Genomic DNA, 16,068 nt, shown 5'->3' with positions numbered 1-16,068 from the left:
GTTCGGTCTCAACGGGCTTCAGGTCACTGGGGCCATGGCAGCGCTGCGCGCAGTGCGCAGGGAGTATGGCAGTCGCTGTGTCGCATGTATGTGCGATAGCGAACAGACTTTCAAGCCCTTTCGGCCCGTTCAGGCGTGATGAGACGGTCGCCAGAGCGACCCTTGTGTGCGGCAGCGCACGGACAGCCGCGGCGGTTGGGGCCATCCTGAGGACCACAACAGGTCAATGCGACAGGGGGCTTCCATGCAATTCACTGGGCATGAACCGCCATTGATGCATGGCCCGGGCCATGCGCCGGGTCCCGCCCAGCCCGACGATGCGCTCACGCTCGCATGGCACGAGATCGACGCCGTGCTGGCGCCCATTCTCGGCAAGCGAGGTTCGGCCGCGATCTACGAGCGCAGCCTGCAGCTTCAGCTGGCCGGAGCCGAGTCGGAGAGCACCAGCTTGCTGCAAACCGTGCGCGAACTGCTGGGCCCCATGATCGGTGCCGGGCTCACAGAGCGTCTGCTTGATCCCCTGGACACGCTTGTTTCTGCGGGCACAGAACACTCCCAAGCTGTCGGAACGGGCTACTCCCTGCCGTGAACCAGGCCGCAGACAACGACAAGCTGATGGTGGCGCAGGCCTCGCATGAGCTGACCCTTCTCAACGCCAAGGTCGATGCCTCGCGCCAAGTGCTCGCCGGTCTGAAGCGAGACCTCATCGATGCAGAGAGCCAGCTGGGGGGCACCCGTGCGGCCCAACTGCTGGAGGCCAACGAGCACCTGGTGCTGGCCATGCTGCAGGCCCAGGCAGACGCCGGCCACAACGCCCGCATGCTGGAAGAAGTCTCGCGTTCCGCCGCACTCGACACGCTGACCGAGCTGCCCAACCGCGGCTTGATGCTCGACCATTTCACCCGCGACGCCGCCGAGGCTCAGCGGCGAGGCACCTGCCTGGCCCTGCTGTTCCTGGATCTCGACAACTTCAAGCAAGTCAACGACGGCCTGGGCCACGCGATCGGTGACGAGGTGCTGAAGAAGACCGCACAGAGCCTGGCGGCGTCCGTTCGCGAAGGCGACACGGTGAGTCGGCACGGGGGCGATGAGTTCCTGATCCTGCTGAACGGTGTCTCGCGGGCCTCCGATGCGGCCCAGATCGCGACCCATTTGGGCACGGCCCTCCAGCAGCCGATTCTCGTGTCCGGCCACCAGATATTCCTGACCGCAAGCATCGGCATCAGCATCTTTCCCGACGACGGGGACGATCTCGACACGCTGATCGAGCGCGCCGACGTGGCGATGTACCGCGCCAAGAACAACGGCCACGGGGGCTACGCCTTCCATGGCCAGCTGCCCGTCGGGGGCGCGCTGGTGGATCGTGGCCTTTTGACGCCGCCTGTGTCCAACCCGACGTCGGCCTTGGCCGAGCGTCGGCGCCGGCATGGCGAACTGCGCGAAACCAACGAGCGGTTGCTGCAATCGGTGATCGATGCTCAGCGGCTGCAGGGAGCCGCGCAACAGGGCCACCGCAAGCAGACCGAGTTCCTGGCGGTGCTGGCGCATGAATTGCGCAACCCGCTGGCCACCATTCGCAATGCCAGCGAGCTGCTTGGCCGCGTCAGCGGGGACGAGCTGGAGCACATGCAGGCCATGATCAAGCGGCAGGTGGTGCACATGGCTCGGCTGGTAGACGACCTGCTCGACATGTCGCGTTTTGCCACCGGCAAGCTCAGGCTGGACCGGCAGACCATCGACATGACCGGCATCCTTGACGCAGCGCTTAGCGGTTTCCGCGTGGCCATCCAGACGCGCCAGCACCGGCTCACGGTCTCGCTGCCGCCCGGTCGGCTCGAGCTGAGCGGTGACGCCGTGCGCCTGGCGCAGGTCGTCAACAACCTGCTGGACAACGCTTCGAAATACACGCCGAACGGGGGCGACATCGGCCTGTCGCTCGTGGGAAGCGGTGACAAGCTCGTGCTGACGGTGTCCGACAACGGCATCGGCATCACTGCCGCGGCCTTGCCTCACATCTTCGACACCTTCGTCCAGGAGTCGCACGCCGTGGGCTTCAACGGCATGGGCCTGGGCATCGGGCTGTCGGTGGTGCGCGAGCTCATCGAAGCGCACGGTGGGACGGTGGTCGCCACGAGTGCAGGCATCGGTCGCGGCAGCCAGTTCGTCGTCACGCTGCCCACCACGGCGCCCGCCACGCCAGCACCCGAAAGGCTCTCAGCCTAAGGCGAGCGGCGCATGGGTGTCGTGCGACTCGCGCGGCAGCGTCACGGTGAAGCAGGTCTTCTCGCCGGGCGGTGACGCGACCTCGATCTGCCCGCCGTGCGAGTGCACGATCTGCTGCACGATGAAGAGACCGAGCCCCAGGCCCTGGGTGCGGGCGGACTTGCGCCCGCCGCTGCGGAACGGGTCGAAGATGTGCGGCAGCAGTTCCTCAGCGATGTGGCCCTCGTTCGCCACCGAGAGCCGCACGGTCTGCGCTTCGGTGCCGTCGAGCCGCACTTCGACCGTCGTCTTCGGCACGCCGTGGTGCAGCGCGTTGCCGATCAGGTTCGACGCCACCTGCACCAGGCGGTCTTCGTCCCACACACCGGTGAGCGTGCCCGAGCGAATGAGCTCGATGCGGCCCTCGGGGTGGGCCGCCTGCTGCTCCTGGATCACGCCCTGCAGCAGCGCGGCCAGGTCGACCTGCTCGCAGTGGATCGGAATGCCTTCGCCCAGGCGCGCACGCGTGAGGTCGAGCACGTCTTCGATCATGCGGCCCATCCAGGTGGCGCTGCGGGTGAGGCGGGCGCCGATCTTCTGCATCGACGGGTCGGTGTGGTGCTCGAGCAGCTTGGCGCACATCACGATGGCGCTCAGCGGGCTGCGCAGGTCGTGGCCCAGCACGCCGGTGAACATCTCGCTCACCCGCAGGGCTTCCGCGCGCTCTTCCAGCTCTTGGGCGAGCTGCTGCTTCTGCCGGTACAGCTGGAAGAAGACCGAGGCCTTGCTTCGCAGCACGTGCGGCTCGATGGGCTTGAAGAGAAAGTCCACCGCGCCGGTTTCGTAGCCCTTGAACTGGCGCTGCCAGTCGTTGCTGCCGGCCGTGACGAAGATAATGGGCACGTCGCGCGTGCGGGCCACGCTGCGCATGGTCTCGGCGAGCTGGAAGCCGTCCATCTCGGGCATCTGCACGTCGATGAGTGCGAGCGCCACGTCGTGCACCAGCAGCGCTTCGAGGGCTTCGGGCCCGGAGCGCGCCTGCAGCACCTCGATGCCGGGGTGGCGCAGCAGCGCTTCGAGCGCACGCAGGTTCTCGGGCAGGTCGTCGACGATCAGGCACTTCACCTTCGGTGGCGGCTGGCTGGCATTGCGGGTATCGATGCTCATGTGGCACCTCCATGTTTCAAAGCTTGCAACAGATCGGCGATCTGCTCGAGAGGCAAGACGAAATCGACGGGGCTGCGTCGGCGCGCAGACTCCGGCATCAGGGGGACGAGGGCGGAGGCCGGGTCCTGCACCACCGTGCGGCCTCCGAGCCGGTGAATGGCGGCGAGGCCGGCAGCGCCGTCCTGGCTGGCGCCGGTGAGCACGATGCCCAGCAGCCGTTCGCGGTAGATGTCGGCGGCGCTTTCGAACAGCACGTCGATCGACGGACGCGAGAAGTTCACCGGCTCGTCGATCGACAGGGCGAGGCTCGGGCCGGTATCGACGAGCAGGTGGTAGTCGGACGGAGCGAAGTAGACGTGCCCGGGCTTGATGTGCTCCTTGTCCTGCGCTTCCTGCACGGGCAGGGCGCACATGGGCGCAAAGATGTCCACCAGCAGGCTGGGCCGGTCGCGCGGCAGGTGCAGCACCGCCATCACCGCAGCCGGCAGTTCGGCCGGCAGGGCCGCCAACAGCAACGACAGCGCTTCGATGCCGCCCGCCGAAGCGCCGAACACGACGGCGCTGATGGAGCCTTGCAGCGAGGCGTAGGTGCTCGTCGAAGCCTTAGCGCCCGGCGTGCTCATGCATCCCCCTTGCGCTGAAAGATCTTGTCCTGCGGCACGAAGTCGACGAAGTCGTCGCGGTGCTTGGAGAACCGCATCGACTCCTTCGACCCCAGCCCGAGAAAGCCCTTGCGGCACAGCGCTCCGCTGAAGAGGCCGAGCGCGCGGTCTTGCAGGGCGCGGTCGAAATAGATCAGCACATTGCGGCACGACACCAGGTGCACCTCGGCGAACACGCTGTCGGTGGCGAGGCTGTGGTCCGAGAAGACGATGTGTTTCTTCAGGGACTTGTCGAACACCGCGCGCCCATAGGCCGCGGTGTAGTGGTCCGAGAGCGAGCTGCGGGCCCCCGAGCGCTGGTGGTTGCGCGTGAAGTTGGCCATGTCGTCCAAGTCGTAGACGCCGCTCTCGGCACGCCGCAGTGCATCGGTGTTGATGTCGGTGGCGTAGATCAGCGTGCGGTCGAGCAGGCCCTCCTCGCGCAGCAGGACGGCGAGCGAATACACCTCTTCGCCCGCGCTGCAGCCGGCCACCCAGACCTTCAGCGACGGGTAGGTGCGCAGCAGCGGCACCACCTCGTCCCGCAAGGCTTTGTAGTAGCTCGGGTCGCGGAACATCTCGCTCACCTGCACCGTGAGGTAATCGAGCAGGGCCGGGAAGATGGCCGGCTCGTGCAGCAGCCGGTGCTGCAGCTGGGAGAGCGTCTCGCAGCCGAAGCGGATCAGCGCGGTGCCCAGGCGGCGCTTGAGCGAGGCCGCCGCGTAGCCGCGGAAGTCGTAGTGGAACTTGAGGTAGATGGCCTCGACCAACAGGCGCAACTCGATGTCCGCGACATCGGTGCTCCGGGGGTTCATGGCAACCATCTGCATGCCGGCCTACTTGGGCATCCACACCCGCACCAGCGAAAGCAGCTTTTCCACGTCGAGCGGCTTGGGGATGTAGTCGTTGGCGCCGGCGGCCAGGCACTTCTCCTGGTCGTCGCGCATGGCCTTGGCGGTCAGCGCGATGATGGGCAGCTTCTTCCACACCGGCTGCTTGCGGATCTCGCGCATCGCGGTGAGCCCGTCCATCTCCGGCATCATCATGTCCATCAGCACGAGGTCGATCTCGGTGTCGGACTCGCCCCGGCTGCGGTCCAGCGCCTCGAGCGCCTCGCGGCCGTTGCGCGCGAGAACCACCTTCGCGCCCTTGGGTTCGAGCACGCTGGTGAGCGCGAAGACGTTGCGCACATCGTCTTCGACCACCAGGATGCGCCGGCCTTCGAGCGTGCCGTCGCGGTCGCGCGCCATCTTGAGCATCTGCTGCATCTGCGCCGGCAGCGCCGATTCGACCTGGTGCAGGAAGAGCGTCACCTCGTCGAGCAGGCGCTCGGGCGAGCGTGCGTCCTTGATGATGATCGACTTGGAGAAACGCCTGAGTTGCTGCTCTTCGGCCGCGGTGAGCGAGCGGCCGGTGTAGACGATCACTGGAGGGAAGGACACCTCGTCTTGCTCCGACATGCGCGTGAGCAACTCGTAGCCGCTGAGGTCGGGCAGGCTCAGGTCCATGATCATGCAGTCGAAGGTGATCTCCTTCAGCTGGGCCAGTGCCTGGGCGCCTGTTTCCACCGTGGTGATGCGAACGTTCTCGCTGTGCAGCAGCTGGCGGATGCTTTCGCGCTGGCGAGCGTCGTCTTCGACCACGAGCACGTGCCGCATGCTCTGCGAGAACTTGGCCTCCAGCCGCTGCAGCGCTTCGACCACCTGCGTGCGCTTCACCGGCTTCAGGTCGTAGCCGAGTGCGCCGCGTTCGAGCGCCTCTTGCGCATGGTCGGCCACCGAGAGAATGTGAACCGGAATGTGCCGCGTTTGCGTGTTGTGCTTCAGCTGGTCGAGCACGCCCAGGCCCGAGTGGTCGGGCAGGTTCACGTCGAGCAAGATGGCGCGTGGGTGGTAGCGCTCGGCCGCAGCCAAACCGTCGTTGGCGGTGTGCGTGACGACGCACAGGAAGTTCATCTCGCGCGCCAGGTCCCGCAGGATCGCGGCGAAGCGCGGGTCGTCTTCGATCACCAGCACTACGCGCGAATCGGGCGTCACGAGCTCGCGGTCGTCGTCCATCTCGATGGAGCGCACCGCCGCCGCTGCCACACCGTTCGCCTTGAAGACCTGTTCTTCGCGGCGCGGCAGCGCAGCGGCTTCATCGCTTCGAGGCGGCACCGGGCGCGCCAGCGCGTTCGGGTTGCGCTGGCTGTATGACAAGGGCAAGGTCAGTGTGAATACGCTGCCCGCCCCGGGCTCGCTCTGCACCGTGAGGTCGCCACCGAGCAGGTGCGCCAGGTCGCGTGAGATCGACAGCCCGAGTCCCGTGCCGCCGTACTTGCGGTGCGTGCTGCCGTCGGCCTGGCGGAAGGCCTCGAAGATCAGCTCCTGCTGGTGCTTGGCGATGCCGATGCCGGTGTCGCGCACGGCGAACGAGACGAACCCCGGCTCGGCGGCGAACACCTTCAGCGACACCTCGCCCTGAGGCGTGAACTTGAGCGCATTCGACACCAAGTTCTTCAGGATCTGGCCGAGCCGCTGGCCGTCGGTCTCGATGCGTTCGGGCGTGCCGGCTTCCACGCTGGCATCGAGCGCGAGGCCCTTCTGCTGCGCCAGCGGCGTCATGGTCTCGACCAGCATCTGCACCGTCGGCGCAATGGGAATGGCTTCGGGGTTCACCTCCGCCTTGCCAGCCTCGATCTTCGAGAGGTCGAGGATGTCGTTGATCAGCACCAGCAGGTCGTTGCCGGCCCCCGAGATGGTCTGTGCGAAGCGCACCTGCTCCTCAGTGAGGTTGCCGGTCGGGTTGTCGGCCAGCAGCTTGGCCAGGATGAGGGTGGAGTTGAGCGGCGTGCGCAGCTCATGGCTCATGTTGGCGAGGAACTCGGTCTTGTAGCGGTTGGCGCGTTCAAGCTCTTCGGCGCGCTCGGTGAGCACCGTCTGGGCCTTGGCCAACTCGTCCTTTTGATGTTCCAGCAGATGGGTCTGCTCTTCGAGATTCGAGTTGGTCTGCTCCAGCTCGGTCTGCTGGGCCTCCATCTGCACCTGCGATTCTTTCAGCGCGCGTTCCTGCACTTCGAGCTCTTCGTTGCTGACGCGCAGCTCTTCTTGCTGCGTCTGCAGTTCTTCGGCCTGGCGCTGGGTTTCTTCGAGCAGGGCTTCGAGCCGGGTGCGGTCTTTCGAGGCGCGCACGGCGATGCCCAGCGCTTCGGATGCGCGCGCCATCAGCTCATGGTCGGCCGCGCTTACCCGGCGCAGAAAGCCGAGTTCGATCACGGCCTGCACCACGCCCTCGGCCGTGGCCGGTGCGATCAACAGCTCACGGGGTTTGCCGCGGCCGAGGCTGGAGTTGACGGGCAGGTAGCCCTCGGGAACGTCGCGCACATGCAGCGGCTTGTTCTCCTTGGCCACCTGGCCGAGCAGCCCATGGCCGGGCTGGATGACGGCGTCCTGCGCCGATTCGTTGAGCGCATAGGCCGCGAAGCGATGGAAGCTGCCGTCTTCTTCGGCGATGTAGACGGTGCCGACCTGCGCATCGAGGTAGTCGGCAAGGAAGGCCAGCACGTTGCCGCCGAGCACGTCCAGCCGCTGCTCGCCCTGGATGCGCGTCGTGAGCCCGGCCTGGCCGGCCCGCAGCCAGACCTGCTGCTCGCGCTGCTTGTGGTCGCGGGCAGCCAGCAGGGCGGCCACGGCGATCAGCGAGAGCAGCAGCGCCGAGCCGAGCCAGGTGATGCGGTACGAAAAATCGACCGCCTGCTGCCACTCGGCCTGGCGAGCATTGAGCGTCGCACGCTCTTCGCGTTCGATGTCGGCCAGCACCGCACGGATGCTGTCCATCGATGTCTTGCCGCGGTCGCTGCGCACGAGGGCCCGCGCCGCCTCGGGGTTGCCGGCGCGGCGGGTGTCCACGGTCTGGCCCAGCTCGGCCAGCAGATCGGCTATCAGGTGTTCGACCGAATCGATCCGTTGCTGCTGCTGGGGGTTGCTGCTGAGCAGCTCCCGCACCTTCGCCAGCTGGCCGGGCAGCGATGCCTTCGCGGTGTTAAAGGGTTCGAGGTATTGCTCGCTGCCGGTCAGCAGGTAGCCGCGCTGGCCGGTCTCGGCGTCCTTCACGCTGGAGAGCAGGCCCTGCAGCTGCCCGACCAGCTCGAAGGTGCGGCTGACGAGCGCCGCGGCCTGGGCCCTCGACTGCAGCGAGCTGTAGGAGAAGTACGCGATCAGCACGACGGCCAGCACGGCCACCACGAAGCTCGCCATCGTCGACACGGGCAGCGGGGGCGCGAAGCGGGCGCTGCGGCGGGTCGGGGCGGGCAGGGGCAATGACATGGGGTAGACGTTCTCCATCCGGTCTCATTGGGGTTGGTTGGCTTGCACGGCCTGTCCGATGATGGCCTCGATCTCCTCGAAGCTGCCGGGCTTGACGAGGTGGTGGTCGAAGCCCGCCGCGCGCGACTCTTCGCGGTCGCGTGCGTTGCCCCAGCCGGTCAGCGCCACGAGCGCAATGTCGCGGCCCCAGGGCGCCTGGCGGATGTGGCGCGCCGCTTCGTGGCCGTTCATGCGGGGCATGCCGATGTCGAGAAAGATCACGTCGGGTTGGAAGCTGGCCGCCACGGCCAGCGCATCGACACCGTCGTGTGCCATCTGCACCTCGTGGCCCATCAGTTCGAGCAGCTCGGCCATGCTGCTGGCGGCGTCTTCGTTGTCGTCGACCACCAGTACCTTGCAGTGGCCTGCAGGCGCATCACTGCCCGCGGGCTTGCCGGCGTCCTGAGGCGGAGCCTCCGGTTCGGCCAGCGGCAAGCGCACGCTGAACTCGCTGCCCTGGCCGGGGCCTTCGCTGTGCACGGTGACTTCACCCTGGTGGAGTTCGACCAGGCCCTTCACCATCGACAGGCCGATGCCCAACCCGCCGACCACGCGGCGCCCCGAACCCGAACTGTGCGTGAACATCTCGAACACGAGGGATTGGTCTTCGGGCGCGATGCCCACGCCGTTGTCTGCCACGCTCACCGTAACGTGGCCGTCTTCGACCCGTGCGCTCAGGCGGATCTTGCCGTGCTGCGGAGTGAACTTCACCGCGTTGTTGAGCAGGTTGGCGAACACCTGCGCCAGCCGGGTCGTGTCGCCGTTCACGACGACGCGCTCTGGCGGCAGATCGACCTCGAGCTGGTGGGAACTCCGCTCCGCCAGCGGTCGCACGGTTTCCAGCGCCAGCTGCACCGTCTGCGCGAGGTCGACGCGTTCGAGCCGCAGCTCGACCTTGCCGCGGCTCATGCGGCTCGCGTCCATCAGGTCGTCGATCAGCCGGACCATGTGAGTCAGCTGCCGCTCCATCAGGTTGCAGGCCGGGTCGACCAGCTCGGGTTTGCCGTGGGCCAGGCGAATGATCTCCACGCCGTTGCGCAGCGGCGCCAGCGGGTTGCGCAGCTCGTGGGCGAGGGTGGCCAGGAATTCGTCCTTGCGCCTGTCTTGCACCCGCAGGGCCTCTTCGGCCTGCTTGCGCTCGGTGATGTCGCGGGTGGAGCCCGAAACGGCCACCACCGCGCCGCTGGCGTCGGTGACGGGCACGAAGATGTATTCGTAGGCGCGCGTGCCGAAGGCGCTGGTGTAGGGCGTCTCGTCGCGCACCGGCTTGCCCGTCTGGGCGGTCTGCTGGATCTGCGCCTGCAGGCGCGCGGCCAGCTCTTCGGGGTAGTCGAGCTCGAAAAAGTTCTTGCCCAGGGCCTCGGAAAGGTCCTTCTGCCAGAGGTCGAGCAGCGCCTTGTTGACGTAGGTGAAGCGGCCCTCGAGGTCGAAGACGTAGTTGAAGTCGGGGCTGTTGGAGAGCGCCGTCTCGTAGACCCGGCGCTGCGTGTCAGTGTCGGCCTCCTTGCGCGCGGCCTCGGTCTCGGCCTGCCTGCGCGGGGTCACGTCATTGAAGTAGACCGAGATGCCGTAGGGCGCCGGGTAGGCGCGTGCTTCATACCAGCGATCGTGGTCGGCGTAGTAGGCGGTGACCGAGGCGGCAACGCGTTCTGAGGCGACGCGACGGTAGGTTTTGCCGAACTCCGTTCCGCTCACGCCCGGAAATTCATCCCACAGCGTCTTGCCCAGCAGCTCGCCGGGTTGCCGGTTCAGCAGCGCCTCGGCCTGGCGGTTGACGTAGATGAACTGCCAGTCGGGGCTGAGTGCAAAGAAGGCGTCGGTGATGCTTTCGAGGATGGCGCGCGGGTCGCTTTCGAGCACCGGCGAGCTGGCGGCCCTGGATGGGGACGCAGAGCGCGAGACGGACTCTCTGTCGGCGCTTCGACCGCCGCGGGAGCCCGCCCGCGGAAGGGTCGCCATGGCGTCGCCGCCTCGCCGTTCGCCGATGCGCCTGTCGGTGCGAACACTGGGTTCGCGGGGGGTAGGGGTCGTCACGACGAGGCCGCGGCACGCCGCCTTTCAACCGATTCCACGCGCAGCAGGTGGCGGTACTTGGTGACCGTGCGGCGTGCGACCACGAAGCCTTGCTGGGCCAGTTGGCGCGTGATCTCGGCGTCTGACAGAGGGGCTCCGGTGCGCTCGTTGTCGAGCATGTCCTTGATGAGGCCGCGAATGGCGGTGCCCGAGAAGGCGCTGCCGCTGGTGGCCGTCATCGCGCGCGAGAAGAAGTACTTCAGTTCGAAGACCCCCAGTGGCGTGGCCATGAACTTGTTGTTGGTGACGCGCGAGACGGTGGACTCGTGCACGCCGATCTCGTTGGCGATCTCGCGCAGGCCCATCGGTTTCATGGCGAGCGGCCCGTAGTCGAAGAACTGGTGCTGGCGCTTCACGATGGCCTGCGCCACGCCGAGGATGGTGGCGAAGCGCTGCTCCACGTTGCGCAACGTCCAGCGGGCCTCGCGCAGCTGCGTGGCGAGCTCGGGGTGTGCGGCCTGCTGGTGGCGCTGGAACATCTCGGCATACACCTTGTGCAGCCGCACCTTGGGCACGATGGCCGGGTTGAGTGACACCGTCCAGGTGTTGCGCACCTTCTTTACCATCACATCGGGCGTGATGTAGCGGATGTCGGCGGAGCCGAAGCGCCAGCCCGGTCGCGGGTCGAAGCGGCGGATGCGTGCGCAGGCGGCGGCGACTGCATCGACCGGGCGGCGCACCAGCCGGGCGAGGGTCTGGACGTCCTTGTTGGCAATGCTCTCCAGCCGCTCGGTGATGAGCACGCGGGCCAGTTCGCGCTCGTCGGGCGCTTCGATGCTGTCGAGCTGCAGCAGCAGGCATTCGACGACGCTGCGCGCGCCCACGCCCGCAGGCTCCAGCGACTGCACGCGCCTGAGCGCGATCTGCAGCTCTTCTTGCGTGGCGGGCGGCTGCACGCCGATCACCGAGATGAGCTCTTCGAGACTCTCGAGCCGCAGGTAGCCGTCGTCGTCGAGCGACTCGACCACGGCCTCGGCCAGCAGCATGTCGCGCGGCGAGAGGGGCAGCACGTGGAGCTGGCCGAACAGGTGTTCGCTGAGCGAGGTCTCGGCCACCACGCGGTTCAGCGGCGAGCTGTCGGGGTCTTCGCTGCGCGGGCCGTCGGAGGGGCCGACGGTCTGCCAGTTGTCGTGCTCGTTGTCGTACGCCGCTTCGGTGAGCGGCGGGGCATCCATCGCCTCGCCATCCAGTGGGGCCTCGGCGTCCACAGTAGCCAGCAGCGGGATCTCGCCGGGCGCACTGGCTGCGGCGGGCTCGTCGAGCGTGTCTTCGTCGGTCGTGTCGAGGAAGGGGTTGTTGTCCATCGCCGCCTGAACTTCCTGGGCGAACTCGAGAGACGACAACTGGAGCAGACGCACCGCTTGCTGCAAGCGCGGCGACAGCCCCTGCTGTTGGCGTTGCTCGGTATGCAAGTGCAGCGATGTCATTGAACCGGTCCGTGAAGCTCTAGATCGGAAAGGCTCAATGCAACGCCCATGCCGACCGGGCCGGGCATGCACCGGTATCGGCCGCAAGGCCGCATGTTTGCTGACTCTGCGCGATGAAGGCACGACACACGCGAGCCTCTGCCGCGTGAGCTTCGTAGACAGCTTTGCCGATGGCGTGCAGCTTTTACCGCAAGCGGCGCGCGGCTTGCGGCCCATGAGGCCGCCACGCCATCGCGATCATTCGGCGCCGATGCTTCCCGTCACCGGCAACACGATGCCGGTGATGTAGCCCGAGCACACCGGCGACGCGAGGAACACATACGCCGGCGAGAGCTCTTCGGGCTGCGCGGCGCGCTTCATGTCGGTCTGCTTGCCGAACTGCTGCACCTTCTCGGCAGGCGAGTCGGCCGGGTTGAGCGGCGTCCACACGGGCCCGGGCGCCACGGCGTTGACACGAATGCCCTTCTCGATGAGGTTGCTCGCCAGCGCCTTGGTAAAGGCGTGGATGGCGCCCTTGGTGGTGGAGTAGTCGAGCAGCTTCGGGCTGCCTTCGAGCCCCGTGACCGAGCCGGTGTTGATGATCGACGAGCCCTTGCTCAGGTGAGGCAATGCGGCCCGCGCCATGTGAAAGTAGCCGTAGACATTGGTGCGCAGCGTCTCGTCGAAGCGCTCTTCGGTGATGTCGGTCAGCGAATCGGCGTGCTCCTGGAAGGCGGCGTTGTTCACCAGGATGTCGAGCTTGCCGAACACTTGGACGGTTTTCTCGACCGCCTCATTGCAGAACGCAGGGTCCTTCACATCGCCGGGGATCAGCACGCAGCGCCGGCCCTCGGCCTCGACGTGGCGCTGCGTCTCTTCGGCATCGCTGTCTTCTTCATTCAGGTAGACGATGCCGACATCGGCACCTTCGCGTGCAAAAAGAATCGCCACGGCCCGGCCGATGCCGGAGTCGCCGCCGGTGATGAGGGCCACCATGCCTTGCAGCTTGTGGCTGCCTTCGTAGTCGGGCGCGAGGAAGCGCGGCTTCAGTTGCAGCTCGGACTCGAGCCCCGGCTTCTCGATGTGTTGGGCCGGCAGGTCGGTCGGCTGCTGGCGTGCACCTGCCTGAACCGGCTTCTTCGATTCGCTGCCCTCGTTCGAGGGCTTGGCCTCGTCGCGGGAGTCTTGCTCGCGCTGGATCTGGCGCTGCTTGTCGCCGGTGGCCTCGAGTGTCGAGCGGGGCGTGGAGCGGGCGCTGGCGCGGTCTTTCTCGGCTTTCTCGGGTTTGGGAGGGGTGCGTTCTGTCATCGGATCACCTCGGCATTCAGCCGCTGCGCCGGGTCGTCTCGGGTTGGGCGGCTGGTTGGGTTTTGGGGTTGGGTGCACTGGCAGGCTGGGGCTGGACCTGGCCGGCTTCGGCGAACTCGCGCTCCGATTTGTCGGGCGCGCCGTCGCCGTCACGGTCGGCTCGATCCTCGGGTTCATCGGTGCCAATGCCTTGCGAATGTGTCATTCGGTATCTCCACTTGAAGTGGCAAAACTTCCCGGTTTACCTGCTGAATTTGCCTGTGGACCGGCAAGTTCGTGTAAGACGATTCCCACAAGCAAATCGGCTGGTCCTGACGCTGGGTTTTGCGCCCAGCGGGCAAGATGCCGTCATTGGATTCAACGGACTCGACGGTTCAATGGTTCGGTAAGAAAAACAAAACACATTTGCGACCAGCCCTGCAAGGCAAGGTACGCAGAAAAAGGAGACCCCAGAGGGCAGGCTTACCCGTCTGCCACTTTCTACTCATGCAGATGTACTGGAGCAAACGGAATGCCACACGTCCTGGTAATTGACGACGACAGCGATTCAGCCGAGAGCATGGCGATGCTGATATCAACCGAAGGCTTCACGGTGGCGACCGCAGGGTCGTTGCGTGATGCTCGCAAGCAGATGGCGCTGCAAGTGCCCGACCTGGTTCTGCTCGACTTGATGCTGCCCGAYGGGAACGGCCTCGAACTGCTGGAAGACACACGATCCATGTCGCACACCGAGGTGGTGTTGATTACCGGACATGCCAGCCTGGACACCTCCATCCAGGCCCTGCGGCGAGGCGCCGCCGACTACCTGGTCAAGCCGGTCAGCATGAAACAGCTGCAAGTGCTGCTGGCTCGCCTGAGCCTCCCGTGCCCCTTGCCCGACGAGATCCACGAGCTCGAGGCCAAGCTCGAAACCGAAGGACACTTCGGCGGCCTGTGGGGCCGTGCGCCGGCCATGCGCCATGTGTACGAGCAGATCATGCGGGTGGCCTGCACCAACGTCACGGTGTTCGTCACCGGCGAGAGCGGCACCGGCAAGGAGGTCGTGGCCCGCACCGTGCACGACCTGAGCCGCCGCCGCTCGCGGCCTTTCTTGGCCGTCAACTGCGGCGCCATTTCGCCCCATCTGATGGAGAGCGAGATCTTCGGCCACGAGAAGGGCAGCTTCACCGGTGCCGATCGCCAGCACCAGGGCTTCTTCGAGCGCGCCAGCGGCGGCACTTTGTTCCTGGATGAAATCACCGAGATGCCGCTCGACCTTCAGGTCAAGCTGCTGCGTGTACTCGAGACCGGCACCTTCATGCGTGTGGGCTCCACCACCGTGCAGCAGACCGACGTGCGCCTGGTGGCCGCCACCAACCGCGACCCGCTCGGTGCGGTGAAGGCCGGCCGCCTGCGCGAAGACTTGTTCTATAGGTTGAATGTGTTCCCGATCTGCCTCTCGCCGCTGCGCGAGCGTGCAGAAGACATTCCGCTGCTGGCCCAGCACTTCCTCGACCAGATCTCGCAGCGCGAAGGACAGAAGAAGCACTTTGCGCCCGTCGCACTGCAGCGCCTGGCGGCCTGCCGCTGGCAAGGCAACGTGCGCGAACTGCGCAACGTCGTGTACCGCGCCTATGTGATGGCCAGCGACACGCTGATCCACGATGCGTGCGTGCCCGCTGAGGCGAGTGTCGAAGGCAATGCTGTCGTCAACGCGACGAGCAGCACGTCATCGTCGAACGCACCGGCCATCGTCATCGAGGTTGGAACGGCGCTTGCCGAGATCGAACGCCGGGTCACGCTCGCGACGCTGGAGCATCTGGGTCGCCACAAAGAGAAGACCGCGGCAACGCTGGGCATCAGCCTGAAGACGCTTTACAACCGTCTGAAGGAGTACGCGGCATTGGACTCTGAACCGGTGACGCAACCGGCTGCATTGGAGGAAGGGCGCTGACCGGGTTCCGTCATGGGGTTTGGGAAGCGAGCTATTTCGACTCGGCGTGCGGTTCGACGCCGATGACCAACCCGGCGCCTCGCGGCGCCGACAACGAAAGGATCTTCCATGAGCAACGATGACATCGTCGACACCCTGAATGACCTGATCGAGACCTGCAAGGACGGCGAGCTCGGCTTCAATGCTTGCGCCAAGCACGTTTCGTCGACCAACCTGCAAGAGCTCTTCGCTCGCCGCGCCACCGAGTGCCGCATCGCTGCCGATGAGCTGCAGACCCTCGTCGCCGAATACGGCGGTAAGCCTGACACCGGCGGCTCCGCAACAGGCGCCATGCACCGCGGCTGGGTGGCAGTGCGCGGCTCGCTCGCGGGCTACAGCGACCAGGCGATGCTCGAAGAATGCGAGCGCGGGGAAGACGCTGCGCTGGCGCGCTATCGCGCTGCGCTGAAGAGCGACACCTTGCCGGAGGCTGTGCGTGCGTTGGTGGCACGGCAGCAGATGGGGGTGCAGGCCAACCATGATCAGATCAAGCGGCTGAGGGATATTGCTCGGGCCAGTTGATTGTTGGTTTTGGGGGTTAAGGGGTCGGCTTGAGGGTCGGCCCTTTTGCTTTTTTGCTTGGGGTGAGGTGTTGAGTTTCTGTGCCTGCATTCGCAAGAGGCTTCTTCTTACTGCGTGAGGCTGCGTCGGGATGTCGTCCCGACAGCCGACCTACTTTTCTTTGCTTCGCCAAAGAAAAGTAGGCAAAAGAAAGGCGACCCGACGGTGGCGGTCCGGCTGAGCCGGACTGCTCTGCGGTGCTCGGTGTTTGGGGCCTCGCGCCCAACTCGCTCTGTTCGCTGCGCTCACGGCGCTCAGACAAACGTCGCGAAGTCAGTTGTTGATGCGCGCTATCGCGCGCGGCCCCAAACCCCTGCGCTCCTCGACGCCACCCACGGGGACCCGAACACCAGATTCGCCTCGCTTCGCATCGGCTTAATGACGCGTCGCTGCGC

Annotated in this window: 12 protein-coding genes; 4 read left to right on the top strand and 8 right to left on the bottom strand. The window is 66.2% G+C overall.

Annotated features, from left to right (window positions below):
* The first annotated feature begins 244 nt into the window (after nucleotides 1-244).
* Nucleotides 245-589 (top strand): hypothetical protein, encoded by a 345-nt coding sequence (locus tag AC1DYS_RS30470; protein ID WP_477905566.1) that lies wholly within the window; start codon nucleotides 245-247, stop codon nucleotides 587-589.
* Nucleotides 586-2,223 carry a sensor histidine kinase gene (locus AC1DYS_RS30465; protein ID WP_477905564.1) on the top strand — a complete coding sequence of 546 codons (1,638 nt, stop codon included), beginning with the start codon at nucleotides 586-588 and terminating at the stop codon, nucleotides 2,221-2,223. Before AC1DYS_RS30470 ends, AC1DYS_RS30465 begins: the two co-directional genes overlap by 4 nt.
* Here the strand turns inward: AC1DYS_RS30465 and AC1DYS_RS30460 are convergent.
* The 8 genes from AC1DYS_RS30460 to AC1DYS_RS30425 all read right to left on the bottom strand — a co-directional run bounded on the left by AC1DYS_RS30460 (nucleotide 2,215) and on the right by AC1DYS_RS30425 (nucleotide 13,345).
* Nucleotides 2,215-3,369, bottom strand: a complete 1,155-nt coding sequence (locus AC1DYS_RS30460) for a hybrid sensor histidine kinase/response regulator (RefSeq protein WP_477905562.1) — start codon at nucleotides 3,367-3,369, stop codon at nucleotides 2,215-2,217. The genes AC1DYS_RS30465 and AC1DYS_RS30460 overlap by 9 nt on opposite strands.
* Nucleotides 3,366-3,992, bottom strand: coding sequence for a chemotaxis protein CheB (locus AC1DYS_RS30455; protein WP_477905560.1), 627 nt, complete (start codon nucleotides 3,990-3,992; stop codon nucleotides 3,366-3,368). Before AC1DYS_RS30455 ends, AC1DYS_RS30460 begins: the two co-directional genes overlap by 4 nt.
* Nucleotides 3,989-4,825, bottom strand: a complete 837-nt coding sequence (locus AC1DYS_RS30450; RefSeq protein ID WP_477905558.1) for a CheR family methyltransferase — start codon at nucleotides 4,823-4,825, stop codon at nucleotides 3,989-3,991. The genes AC1DYS_RS30455 and AC1DYS_RS30450 overlap by 4 nt, the downstream gene beginning before the upstream one ends.
* A gap of 21 nt (nucleotides 4,826-4,846) precedes the next feature.
* Nucleotides 4,847-8,314: a response regulator gene (locus tag AC1DYS_RS30445; protein WP_477905556.1), complete on the bottom strand. Its 3,468-nt coding sequence runs from the start codon at nucleotides 8,312-8,314 to the stop codon at nucleotides 4,847-4,849.
* A 24-nt stretch (nucleotides 8,315-8,338) separates the two neighbouring features.
* The gene (locus AC1DYS_RS30440; RefSeq protein ID WP_477905554.1) at nucleotides 8,339-10,312 is read right to left on the bottom strand and encodes a PAS domain-containing protein; all 1,974 of its coding nucleotides are present in this window, start codon (nucleotides 10,310-10,312) and stop codon (nucleotides 8,339-8,341) included.
* A 71-nt stretch (nucleotides 10,313-10,383) separates the two neighbouring features.
* The gene (gene rpoN / locus AC1DYS_RS30435; RefSeq protein WP_477905552.1) at nucleotides 10,384-11,853 is read right to left on the bottom strand and encodes an RNA polymerase factor sigma-54; all 1,470 of its coding nucleotides are present in this window, start codon (nucleotides 11,851-11,853) and stop codon (nucleotides 10,384-10,386) included.
* A 237-nt stretch (nucleotides 11,854-12,090) separates the two neighbouring features.
* The gene (locus tag AC1DYS_RS30430) at nucleotides 12,091-13,140 is read right to left on the bottom strand and encodes an SDR family oxidoreductase (RefSeq protein WP_477905550.1); all 1,050 of its coding nucleotides are present in this window, start codon (nucleotides 13,138-13,140) and stop codon (nucleotides 12,091-12,093) included.
* Nucleotides 13,141-13,156: 16 nt separating this feature from the next.
* On the bottom strand, nucleotides 13,157-13,345 hold the full coding sequence (locus AC1DYS_RS30425; RefSeq protein WP_477905548.1) for a hypothetical protein: 189 nt from the start codon (nucleotides 13,343-13,345) through the stop codon (nucleotides 13,157-13,159).
* 306 nt (nucleotides 13,346-13,651) lie between these two features.
* On the opposite strand from AC1DYS_RS30425, the gene AC1DYS_RS30420 reads away from it, so the two are divergent.
* Both AC1DYS_RS30420 and AC1DYS_RS30415 read left to right on the top strand, forming a co-directional pair.
* The gene (locus AC1DYS_RS30420; RefSeq protein ID WP_477905546.1) at nucleotides 13,652-15,073 is read left to right on the top strand and encodes a sigma-54-dependent transcriptional regulator; all 1,422 of its coding nucleotides are present in this window, start codon (nucleotides 13,652-13,654) and stop codon (nucleotides 15,071-15,073) included.
* 108 nt (nucleotides 15,074-15,181) lie between these two features.
* Nucleotides 15,182-15,634: a PA2169 family four-helix-bundle protein gene (locus AC1DYS_RS30415; RefSeq protein WP_477905544.1), complete on the top strand. Its 453-nt coding sequence runs from the start codon at nucleotides 15,182-15,184 to the stop codon at nucleotides 15,632-15,634.
* The last annotated feature ends 434 nt before the right edge of the window (nucleotides 15,635-16,068 follow it).

This window comes from Rhizobacter sp. P2_G4 (genome assembly GCF_056403575.1).
This window is presented reverse-complemented; position numbering and strand designations above follow the sequence as displayed.